Origin of the sequence: Streptomyces calidiresistens, from assembly GCF_014141525.1 — a bacterium.
Taxonomy (GTDB): Bacteria; Actinomycetota; Actinomycetes; order Streptomycetales; family Streptomycetaceae; genus Streptomyces; species Streptomyces calidiresistens.
The window spans coordinates 1-4,523 of record NZ_VKHS01000460.1 but is presented as its reverse complement, the minus strand read 5'-3'; the positions used below and the strand labels follow the sequence as shown (position 1 = coordinate 4,523).

Annotated in this window: 3 protein-coding genes and 1 pseudogene; 1 reads left to right on the top strand and 3 read right to left on the bottom strand. The window is 72.2% G+C overall.

Going from position 1 to position 4,523, the window contains the following annotated elements; all coding sequences use genetic code 11:
* Both FOE67_RS17565 and FOE67_RS17560 read right to left on the bottom strand, forming a co-directional pair.
* Window positions 1-390: pseudogene (locus tag FOE67_RS17565) on the bottom strand (gephyrin-like molybdotransferase Glp); the annotation flags it as partial.
* Window positions 383-1,309: a UTP--glucose-1-phosphate uridylyltransferase gene (locus tag FOE67_RS17560; protein ID WP_182665386.1), complete on the bottom strand. Its 927-nt coding sequence runs from the start codon at window positions 1,307-1,309 to the stop codon at window positions 383-385. The gene FOE67_RS17560 and the pseudogene FOE67_RS17565, both read right to left, overlap by 8 nt.
* Window positions 1,310-1,625: 316 nt before the next feature.
* Here FOE67_RS17560 and FOE67_RS17555 point away from each other — a divergent pair, with 316 nt between their 5' ends.
* Window positions 1,626-2,354, top strand: a complete 729-nt coding sequence (locus FOE67_RS17555; protein ID WP_182665384.1) for a 5-formyltetrahydrofolate cyclo-ligase — start codon at window positions 1,626-1,628, stop codon at window positions 2,352-2,354.
* 183 nt (window positions 2,355-2,537) lie between these two features.
* Here FOE67_RS17555 and FOE67_RS17550 read toward each other — a convergent pair.
* Window positions 2,538-4,523 (bottom strand): penicillin acylase family protein (locus tag FOE67_RS17550; protein ID WP_182665382.1); only part of this gene is annotated, 1,986 nt, incomplete at its 5' end.

Genomic DNA, 4,523 nt, shown 5'->3' with positions numbered 1-4,523 from the left:
CGTCTCGACCGGCCCGCCCCCGGTGCCGCCGTCGGTCCACTCCACGGGAACCACGGCCTCGGCGCCCGGTGGCAACGGGGCGCCGGTCATGATCCGCACCGTCCGGCCGGGACCGACGGCCGGCGCCGGGGTCCCACCCCCGGCCGGCGCGTCGCCGATCACCTCCAGCACGGCCGGGTACCGCTCGTCGGCGCCCTCGACATCCGCCACCCGCACGGCGTAGCCGTCCATGGAGCTGTTGTCGAAGGGCGGCAGCGCGACGGGCACGGTGACGTCCTCGGCGAGGACGCAACCGTGCGCGTCGTCCAGCGGCAGTTCGAGTGGTTCCAGGGGACGGACCGTGGCCAGGATCTCGGCCAGGTGCTCGTCGACCGACCGGATGTCAGCCAAGTTCGCGCATCTCCCCGTTGACGTATTTGGTCAGCCAGTCGCGGAAGTCCGGACCCAGGTCCTCGCGCTCGCAGGCGAGGCGGACGATGGCGCGCAGGTAATCGCCCCGGTCGCCGGTGTCGTAGCGGCGCCCGCGGAAGACCACGCCGTGCACCGGACCACCGATGGAGGGATCGGCGGCCATGGTCTGGAGGGCGTCGGTGATCTGGATCTCCCCGCCGCGACCGGGCGGGGTCTCGCGCAGCACGTCGAAGACGGCCGGGTCCAGGACGTAGCGGCCGATGACGGCGTAGTGGCTGGGGGCGTCGGCCGCCGCCGGCTTCTCCACGAGGTCGGTGACGCGCATGACGCCGTCCCCGTCGCTCTCCTCCACGGCGGCGCAGCCGTAGAGGTGGATCTGGGAGGGGTCGACCTCCAGCAGGGCGACGACACTGCCGCCGTGCCGTTCGCGCACGTCCATCATCGTGGTCAGCAGGGGGTCGCGGGCGTCGATGAGGTCGTCGCCCAGCAGGACGGCGAAGGGCTGGTCACCGACGTGGGGCGCGGCACAGAGGATGGCGTGGCCCAGGCCCTTGGGGTCGCCCTGGCGAACGTAGTGCATGGTGGCCAGGCCGGTGGACTGCTGGACGCGCGAGAGGCGGCCGGCGTCACCCTTGGCGCGCAGCACCTCCTCCAGCTCGTAGTTGCGGTCGAAGTGGTCCTCCAGCGGGCGCTTGTTGCGACCGGTGACCATGAGGACATCGGTGAGGCCGGCCCGGGTGGCCTCCTCCACCACGTACTGGATCGCCGGCTGGTCGACGACGGGGAGCATCTCCTTGGGCGTCGCCTTGGTGGCGGGCAGGAAGCGGGTGCCGAGGCCGGCCGCCGGGATGACCGCCTTGGTGAGGGAAGGGGTGGTCCGGGCACGGGGAGAGGTCATAGCGGTCACCTTAACCATCTGATCGGTTCGTCCGAGGGGCTTTCCCCGGGTGCGTCCGGGTGGGCGGATTTTTGGGAGGATGGATGTGCCACGGGCAGGATTCGAAGGCGGGAATTCTTCTCGAATCCACGTTCGGTCAACCCCGGGTTCGGGAACCCGGGCGCACACCGGCGCCCGCCGCCGGCGCGCACCACCGCACGGGGCGACGCACGACGGACTCATGACGGACGCATGACGGACGACGAAACGGGAAATCCGCGCAACAACGGATCACAGGCGAGGGAGCACGAGTGACGGAAACGGACGGCGGGATCGCATGAGGCACTCCCCTGAATCCGACGCACCCATCGGGGACGGGCCCCCGGAAGGCGCCGGATCGCTCGTCACGGACGGGGCCGAGGAGGGAGCGACCGCCGAGCGCAAGCGCGAGGTGCGCCGCGACCTGCAGGCCGTGCGGGCCGCGATGACCGCCGAGGAGGCACTGGAGGCCGCCGAGTCGCTGGCCGAACGGGTGTTGTCCCTCCCGGAGGTCGCGGCCGCCCGGACGGTGGCCGCGTACGTGGCGGTCGGCCGGGAACCCGGCACCCGCCTGCTGTTGGAGGAGTTGCGCCGCCGCGGCGTCCGGGTCCTGCTGCCGGTACTCCTCCCCGACGACGACCTCGACTGGGCCCTGTACGAGGGCCGCGAGTCCCTGCGGGAGACCGAGCACGGGAACGGCCGGATCCGACTCTTCGAACCGGCGGGTGGAAGCCTGGGCCCCGACGCCGTGCACGAGGCCGACGTGGTCCTGCTGCCGGGCCTCGCCGTGGACTCCAGGGGCGTGCGCCTGGGGCGCGGCGGCGGCAGCTACGACCGCGCGCTGGCCCGGCTGATCGCGGGCGACGGCGGGAACGGGAGCGACCGGGGACCGCTGCTGGCGGTGCTGCTCTACGGGCACGAGGTGATGGACGAACTGCCCTGCGAGGCACACGACCGGCCGGTGCACCTCGCCGTCACCCCGGAGGGGGTCCACCGCATCACCGGCGCCCGCCCGGCGACGGGATGAGCCCCCCGGCGACCGCGGGAACATCCCGCGGTCGCCGGACGGACACCGCCCCGGAGGCGCGCGGCGCACCGGGAACGCCCGACGGCGGTGACGGGGACCGGCGGGACCGGTTCCCCGTCACCGCCGTCGGGCGTGGTGGGCGGGGCCCCGGGGCGCTTCGCGGAACGCACCCCGGGGCGGGGGTCAGGGCAGCAGGGCCATGGTGTTCTCCGTGGCCTCCTCGACCGCCTCGTCGGTCCACACCCACGGCAGGTACTCGCCCTCGACCCACAACCGCGTCTGGTCCGTGTAGTGGGCGTGGTGGGCGTGCCCGGAGGCGCCCGTCAGGTTGATCCAGACCGACTGGTCGAAGTCGGCCAGGTTCACCACCATCCGCATCGAGGGCACCCAGGTCACCCCGTAGCCGCCCGCGGCGTTCCAACCGGTGGCGTTCACCGCGTCCTGGCCGCCGGAGATGTTCCACGGTCCCCGGTTGAGCAGGGCCCGCACCACGCCCGGGCCCGCGGTGCCCAGGGTCTGGTTGGTCAACTCCAGCTGGTGCAGTCGGCCCCAGCTCCAGGTGGAGATGTCCTTGCCGAGCAGCGAGGTCAGCTCCCAGCGGGCGTCCTTCATCGCCTTGGCCAGCAACTCGTCCCGATCGCGGGAGGAGGGGGTGGTGCGGTTCCCGGAGGACACCCACCACTCGCTCTCCGGCTCCTCGAGCAGGATCCGGACGACCTCGAACCAGCGGTCGCCGCCGTCGGGCTGGGCGCTGTCCGGGGACCGCTCCCCGCACTCGGTGACCAGACGGGCCCGGCCGTGGGCGTCCTCCAGCGGGCCCGACTCGTCGGCGGGACGCACCCGCAGGCACTGGCCCTCGACCCGCACCTCCTTGGGAAGCTTGTGGCCGAAGGCGAAGCGCAGCACGTGCCGCCAGACCGCGTTGTAGTAGGCCGCCGCGGCGGAGTCGGCGTCCTGGGTGTAGTCCCAGCCCTCCAGGAGTTCCTGGGCCTCGCGGATGTAGGGGTCGTCGATGTCGATCCGCAGCAGGTACGGCACCAGGATCTTGGCCATCTCGTTGCTGTCGTCGAGTTGCATGGACCGCATGTCGTTCATGGAGATCTTGCCGCCGTCACGGATCTTGGCCTCGATGAGGTCCTCGATCCGGCGGCTCCGGGTGCCGTAGCTCCAGTCGTCGGTCAGCGCGTAGGGGTACGCCTCGGAGTCGATCACGGCCTGGTTGGCCGTGACGATGTATCCGCGCTCGGGGTTGTACTCCCACGGCAGCTCGTCCTGCGGGATCCAGCCCTCCCAGTCGTGGGCGGAATCCCAGCCGTGGGCCGGGTAGCGACCGTCGCCCTCGCCGCGCACCGGTATCCGGCCGGGGGCCTGGTAGCCGATGTTTCCCTCGGTGTCGGCGTACAGGAGGTTCTGCGAGGGCACGGCGAAGTCCCGGGCGGCCTCGCGGAACTCGGTGAAGTCGGCGGCGGCGTTGAGCTTGAAGACCGCGTCCATGGTGTTGGAGGGCTCCAGCGCCGTCCAGCGCAGCGAGACGGCGTAGCCCTGGCCGCGGTCGGGGGCACCGGCGGTCACCGGGGCCAGCACGCCGGCGTCGCGCATCTCCTCGCTGCGGTCGGAGATGATCGGACCGTTGGCCGTGGAGCGGATCGTGATCTCGCGGGGCTCGCCGCCGGCGACCTCGATCACCTCGCGACGGGTGCTGTAGGGGATCTGCTCGCCGTCGCGCAGGTAGGTGCCGTCGCTGAGCTTCTCCAGGTACAGGTCGCTGACGTCGGCGCCCAGGTTGGTGAAGCCCCAGGCGATGGAGGCGTTGTGGCCGATGACGACGCCCGGCATGCCGGAGAAGGTGAAGCCGGCCACCTCGAAGGGGCACTCGGGCCCGACGTCGGTGCAGTGCAGGCCCATCTGGTACCAGATGGAGGGCAGCATCGGGGCCAGGTGCGGATCGTTGGCCAGCAGGGGCTCGCCGGTGGTCGTGTAGTCCCCGGAGATCACCCAGGAGTTGGAGCCGATGCCGCTGCCGTTGGGGCCGAGCAGGGCGGGGATGCCGTCCAGCAGGTCGGCCACGCCGGCGAGTTGGGTGGTGAGGCCGTCGCCCTCGTCCTCCTCCTCGGTGGTGCCCTCCCCGGTCCCGCCGTCCCCGGTCTCGTCCCCGGTGCCCTCTCCGCC